5 protein-coding genes and 1 pseudogene are annotated in these 6,590 nt (G+C 30.8%); all 6 read right to left on the bottom strand.

All coding sequences use genetic code 11. The features are described from left to right. A pseudogene (locus ACF91D_RS29070) lies at positions 1 to 180 on the bottom strand (replication initiation factor domain-containing protein); the annotation flags it as partial. A 526-nt stretch (positions 181 to 706) separates the two neighbouring features. Then, positions 707 to 1,948 (bottom strand): MobV family relaxase, encoded by a 1,242-nt coding sequence (mobV, locus tag ACF91D_RS29065; RefSeq protein ID WP_000122374.1) that lies wholly within the window; start codon positions 1,946 to 1,948, stop codon positions 707 to 709. A 185-nt stretch (positions 1,949 to 2,133) separates the two neighbouring features. Then, positions 2,134 to 3,513 carry a tetracycline efflux MFS transporter Tet(K) gene (gene tet(K) / locus ACF91D_RS29060; protein WP_000492283.1) on the bottom strand — a complete coding sequence of 460 codons (1,380 nt, stop codon included), beginning with the start codon at positions 3,511 to 3,513 and terminating at the stop codon, positions 2,134 to 2,136. 161 nt (positions 3,514 to 3,674) lie between these two features. Next, a complete protein-coding gene (locus ACF91D_RS29055) occupies positions 3,675 to 4,619 on the bottom strand; it encodes a replication initiation factor domain-containing protein (RefSeq protein ID WP_031892478.1) in 945 nt (314 codons plus the stop codon). Between the two features lie 234 nt (positions 4,620 to 4,853). Next, positions 4,854 to 5,018, bottom strand: a complete 165-nt coding sequence (locus tag ACF91D_RS29050) for a ribbon-helix-helix domain-containing protein (protein ID WP_017722131.1) — start codon at positions 5,016 to 5,018, stop codon at positions 4,854 to 4,856. Positions 5,019 to 5,581: 563 nt separating this feature from the next. Further along, positions 5,582 to 6,590, bottom strand: a 1,009-nt coding sequence (mobV, locus tag ACF91D_RS29045) for a MobV family relaxase (protein ID WP_392438214.1), incomplete at its 5' end; no start/stop codon positions are given.

Below are 6,590 nucleotides of genomic sequence, written 5' to 3'. Positions count from 1 at the left end.
TTGAGCGTTGTCTCGGTTGAGATTTCCAACGATCGTCATTGCATCAAAACTTAATTTTGGATCAGATATGCACACAGTATGTGCGTCCAACCGGCTATTAGAGTAGCCGGTTTTAGAAAAATTGTCTAAATCGTGATTTTCCAAATGATTTGAATGATTTGCATGATTGTTTTTATACATAAAAAATCGACTCCTTAATCTCAATTTCGTTTAAGGAATCGCTCACCCAAATATATATCTTGATGTATATTTAAATATCGTTTAATATCTAAATATACAAGATTATAAAAACAACTCAGTGTTTTTTTCTTTGAATGATGTCGTTCACAAACTTTGGTCAGGGCGTGAGCGACTCCTTTTTATTTTGTTATTAATATAACACTATCAAAAGACTTGGTCTAATCAGATCAAGTCTTTTTTTATTTAAGCATTTGTATTATCTGGTAAACAGTTAAAACTACTAAAACACCAAGTACATACTTACTTGTTATAAAATTCTCAAAGGCTTCTCTGAATTTCATTTCTTCAACTCCTTTTATTGCTTTATTCCAATTTCCTTATTGGTCGGAACCTACAGGGCTTTATGTGTTGTTGAGTTGGTACTTTCTTGGGATTAATCCCAATTCAAGTCCAACCAACTCGCTAACAAGTTAGCTAACACATAGCCCATTCCAACCAATAAGTTTTCTCGGCATAAATGCATGTTCTATAAGTGCATACCTCTATCTCGTTTTTGATTCTTTTGTTGTTCTTGTTGCTGTTCCTGTTCTGAATATAATTCTGGATTCATTTTTTTATCTAAGTTTCCTGCTAAACCATTTAGTTTTGGTTCATCTTCTGTTAACTTATTAACTCTTTCCGCAAAGGTATTTCTTCCTAAAACTCGTTCTAACTCTTTTAGTAAGATTTTTAAAAGCTTTAACGCTATTTCTATATTCTCTTTAAGTGGCTTTGCATTTTCGTAAAGTTGGTTAAAATTATCGTCTGCGTTTTCAATACGCTCAACTGCTTTATTTAATAAATCATCTTTCTCTCGTATTTCCTTATCTTTATCATCTAAGGCTCTACCAGACTTTATATACTCGTAATCTTCCGAAATATCTTGAGCAGCTTTTATCTGTTTCTGAAATTCATTGAAATCTTTTTGGCTTATTACAACATTTCCAGTTTCTTGTATTTCTTTGCTAAATAAACCACCTACTTTTTCAGTTTCTTGCTCATACGGAACATTTATAGGCTTTTTAAGCGTATTTAACGATTTTTGGTACTCTTGCATTAATTTATCGTTCTTTTGCTTTATATGGTCTGTTTTTTGGCTCTCACGTTCATATTCTTGCTTATGATATTCTGTTTTTTGTTTATACTGACTTATTTGCTCATGTTTAGCATTTGTTACTTGTCTTGATTGCCCACGTTCTAAATCATATCCTCGTTGTTTAACATGCTCATTAAATCTATCTTGAAACGCTGTTAAAGCTTTTTTATTACCTACAACTTCTTTAGCACTTAAACGACCATCATCAGTTATTGGAACAACGCCATAATGCATATGTGGTGTTTTTTCGTCCATGTGAACTGTTGCATATAATAAATTATCTTTACCGTATTCTTGTTCTAAAAACTCTTTAGCATATTCAAAAAACTGCTTTGTATCTTCTGGCGTTTGATTATCAAAGAAATCATTGTCTGATGTAATTAAACCATCAATGTGTTTAATCGCGTCTGTTCTAATTTTTCTTTTGCCTGTATAATTCTGTTCGATTTTTTCATCAATCAAGTTATTAAAATTCTGTTTATTAGCATTTACCAAATCATAATTTAAGTAAGTTTTACTATGGTCTATATCTTCATTTTCATAATTATTATTTTCTCTTTGAACATGTTTTTGTATGCCCGTTGTATTTGTTCCAGATTTAACTTTTGAAACTCTAACAATGGAATAAGACATATAAAAATCACTCCTAAGCACAAAGGTTTCATGTGTATTTAATAGTTTAAGTCTAACACACTAGACTTATTTTTAATAAGTCGTTAATACGTGTGCTCTGCGAGGCTTAAACCTGTTTTTGCTAACGCAAAAAATGAGTGGCAAAATGCTAGCCACTCATAGTTCTAAACCAAAATATAATATAACTATTCAAACTGCTTTTCAGAACGTTTAAATACAATAATCGTCAAAAGACAACATAAAATAATAAGGATAGCCATGGCTACAAGAATATTACTATACACTCCAGAAGAATAATTTATAAATTCCAGAACTAGTTTACGATTAATCAATTGTAGTGACAATAAACCTCCTACAATTGCTATACCTGTTCCCTCTGATAAAAAACTTGTGAAATTTAGCAAACTCATTCCAGAAGCAACTTCTTCTTCAGAAAGACTACTTGATACTATTTTTGATATAACTGTTTTAGTAAAAGATAATCCGCCCATAACAAATATAAACATAAAAGTAGTCAACCACATACTAAACTCAACAAAAAATGCAATAGTTAAAAAACTTATAGAGATAGACAATGATCCTAAAATAAAAACAAATAATGATCCTTTTCTATCCACTAAAAAACCACCAAAATAACCAAAAACAATAACACTCATGGTTCCAGGAAAAATAACACTATTACCTATTGTCGCTACATTTACATGATAAATAGTTTTCATCATATAAGGCACCATTGATATAAAACCAGCTACTATAGAAAATATTAGCCCACCAGAAAACAAACCAAGCATAAACGGAATGTTTTTCCCTAGTTTAGGATTAATAAAAGGGTTAGAAACTCTTGAAATATGTTTAATAAAAATCACAAAAAAGATTGTGAAGAGTATTAAAAAAGTCCAATTATAATTTGTCGTAAATAACATAAAACATATAATACTTATAGACATTAAAACAATACCTACGATATCTAATGTATTTTTTGTTGATTTACCAGGTACCATTACTTTAATAAGAAAAGGTATAGTTACTATTGTAATCATAGGAAGTATAAGTAGGTAAGACCAATGAATATAATGTGCTATTATTCCCCCTATTGAAGGACCTAACCCTTCACCTAAAGCTACAATTGATCCTATAAAACCAAAGGCTTTGCCTTGTTTTTTTCTTGTAATATTTCTAGCTACAACCACCATAATCAGTGAAGGGAATGCAGCAGATCCTACTCCTTGTACTAACCTACCAAAAATCAAAATAAAAAAGTGATTGTGACCAATAAAAGCAATCAATGAACCAAGACAGCTCAAACTAATACCAATAATTAACAATTTTTTTATATTTATATAATCAGATAATTTTCCATATACTGCTGTTCCTATCGAAAAAGTTAACATATATGCAGTGTTTACCCAGTTTGTAATTCCAGGAGTAGTATTAAAATGATTTGCAATATCAGGTAAAGAAACATTTAAAACCATTTCATTTAATACACTAAAAAATGAAAGAATACAAAGCCAAAATAAAACGCTATAAAACAAACCTTTAAATTTTTTATATAAACTAAACAATTTTACCTCTTTACTTGAGGTGACTAAAGTTTATAGGGGTAAATTATTCTTTCACCTCATATAAATTCCCCAAATTTTTAAATAGACACTTCATAAAAAAATCCTCCTAAATTAGAATAGTTTAAATATATCATTTTTGTTCAGTAATATTAATATGTACACTATTTCCAAAATTTAAATTCATGTTGCCAAAAATCGATTTGTTTTTGCAATTGTTTTTCGTTCGCTTTTAAAGTCGATTTCATTAAGTCCGTTAAATCGACTGGCGAAATTTCTTTTATCAAATTCTTATATTTTGTTCTAGAATTTCTGTGAAGCTTTCCCCATTCTTCTTCATCACTCAATAACATAAAAACTATTGCTCTATCCGCAGTGCGTTGGATAGTTTTCCAATCTGGTTGCAAGATATGTAAATCACTAAAGCAATCATTCCAGTAATCCACCATATCTCTTTTAAGTTCGATTTCTACACGCCATAAATGTTCAGACATAACTTCAGCATCTGCATTATCTTTACGTTCTTGCTTTTTATTATAAATTCTAATAAATCTATTACTATCTCTCACGCCAAAATATTTTGTTTCTGGCTTACCATTACGACCATAAAAAATAGTTTTCTTAACTGCTTTATCAGACATTGCATAGTAGTCACTCAAATCATCTTCAAAATCAAAGGCTAAATCTAATCTTGTAAAACCGTCATCTTCCATGTAGCTTATTATATTTTGTTTTAACCAAATCATTTCATCTCGTGTAAGTTTGTTTGGATTAAATTCAATACGCATATTACGTCTATCCCAACTATCTGCTTTCACTTTGTCATATTCAATATAAACTTTTTCTTGAAGTGCTTTAGCTTTAAACTTTGTTTGAAGAATATCCCAAAGTCTTATTTGGGGCTCTACACTCATAAATTTAGAAAGGGCTTGAGCGTTGTCTCGGTTGAGATTTCCAACGATCGTCATTGCATCAAAACTTAATTTTGGATCAGATATGCACACAGTATGTGCGTCCAACCGGCTATTAGAGTAGCCGGTTTTAGAAAAATTGTCTAAATCGTGATTTTCCAAATGATTTGAATGATTTGCATGATTATTTTTACTCATAAAAAATCGACTCCTTAATTTAATTTAAGAAGTCGCTCACCCGAATATATATCTTGAAGAATAAACTAATATCGTTTAATATCTAGATATACAAATTAAGAACAAAAACATCAACTGTTTTTCTTTAAGGTAAGTCGCTATCACAAACTTTGGCGAGGGAGTGAGCGACTTCTTTTTATTTGCTTATTAATATAACACTATCAAATGTCTTGGTCTAATTGATTAAGACTTTTTTTATGCCTTAAATATTTTATCTTCGCTTTGATACTTACTTAAATACTCGTTATTAATCAACATAGAAATAGCCTGGGACTTACTTAAGCCCATTTGTTCTGCAATTTCTTCAAGTCTTTTCAAAGTATCTTCAGTTAAAGTTATACCTACTTTTGTACGAACCATTTTTACTCCCCATTTCTAACTATTAATAAGTTTATTTTATTCCATTTATACATACATGTCTAGAGATTTCTATACAATAACTCATAAAGTCCCTAAAATGTAGCCTATTTGTAGCTTTGTGAAAAATCGCTATAACCCTTGATATTAAAGGTCTAAACACTTCACAATCTCTGATTTGGCACTCGGCACTTAAAAGGGGGGGTCGTAGTAGTCCCCCTTTTTCCAACTAAATTTGATAAATTCTAAAGCAAAATACAAAAACAGGGCTAACAGATCACTTCGTGAAGTTAGCCCTAAAACCTAAACCATTAACTCAATTTATTTTTTATTCCAATTTCCTTTTTGGTCGGAACCAACAATTCCATGTGATGTTGAGTTGGTACTTTCTTGGGATTAATCCCAATTCAAGCCCAACCAACTCGCTAACAAGTTAGCTATCACATTTCATTATTCCAACCAAAAAGTTTTCTCGGCATAAATGTGGGTATAATTAAATTAGATATACTTAAAACAATTCTTTAAAGGTTTTGAACGCCATTCTATTTTTAGAGTGGCGTTTTTATTTATCTACCTCTACCCCTATCACGTTTTTGCGTATTCTTTTCTTCTTGATATTCTTCAGGATGTATTTGTTTATCTAATATTTGTATCGCCTTTATCATACGACCATTATCTCTACTTACATCATTCATCAAATGCTGGTATTTATTTCTACCAAGAACTTGCTCTAACTTCTCAAAAATCTCTCTAATAACTTTAATAACATTAAGCGCATTATCAAGGTGTTTTTTGAGGTCTTTTATAAACTCATTTGCTCTTGCTAAAGTTTCAGACATATCCTTGTTTTCTTCTCTAAGCTTACTATTTTCATTTTTAAGCTCATTCAACGCTTTACCAGACTTAATATGCTCATAATCTTCTGTAATCGTTTGTGCTGCTTGTATTTGTTTCTGAAAGTTATTAAATTCTTCTTGGCTTATTACAACATTCCCTGTTTCTTGTATTTCTTTGTTGAACAATCCACCTACTTTTTCAGTTTCATGTTCATATTGGACGTTTAAAGGCTTTTTAAGCGTTTCTAATGATTTTTGGTATTGTTCTATCAACTCACTGCTTTTTTGTTGTATATGGCTTAATTTTTGGCTCTCACGCTCATATTCTTGCTTATGATATTCTGTTTTTTGCTTATATCGGTTTACCTGATCATGTTTAGCATTTGTAACTTGTCTTGATTGTCCTCGGTCCAAATCATACCCACGTTGATTAACATATTCGTTAAATCTATCTTGAAACTCTGTTAACGCCTTTTTATTCCCTACAACTTCTTTTGCACTTAATCTACCGTCATCAGTGATAGGGACAACACCATAATGCATATGTGGGGTTTTTTCGTCCATGTGAACTGTTGCATATAATAAATTATCTTTACCGTATTCTTGTTCTACAAACTCTTTAGCATATTCAAAAAACTGCTTTGTATCTTCTGGCGTTTGATTATCAAAGAAATCATTGTCTGATGTAATTAAACCATCAATGTGTTTAATCGCGTCTGTTCTAATTTTTCTTTTGCCT

The sequence above is a fragment of the Staphylococcus sp. 231237_7MaSpsaltlick genome (assembly GCF_043107035.1).
Note: the sequence above shows the minus strand (reverse complement) of the source record. Positions and strands in the feature narration are given on the sequence as shown.

Coding starts and splice junctions, on each gene's coding strand:
- mobV (WP_000122374.1), bottom strand. CDS start 1,948: ATGTCTTATTCCATTGTTAGAGTTTCAAAAGTTAAATCTGGAACAAAT.
- ACF91D_RS29050 (WP_017722131.1), bottom strand. CDS start 5,018: ATGGTTCGTACAAAAGTAGGTATAACTTTAACTGAAGATACTTTGAAA.
- ACF91D_RS29055 (WP_031892478.1), bottom strand. CDS start 4,619: ATGAGTAAAAATAATCATGCAAATCATTCAAATCATTTGGAAAATCAC.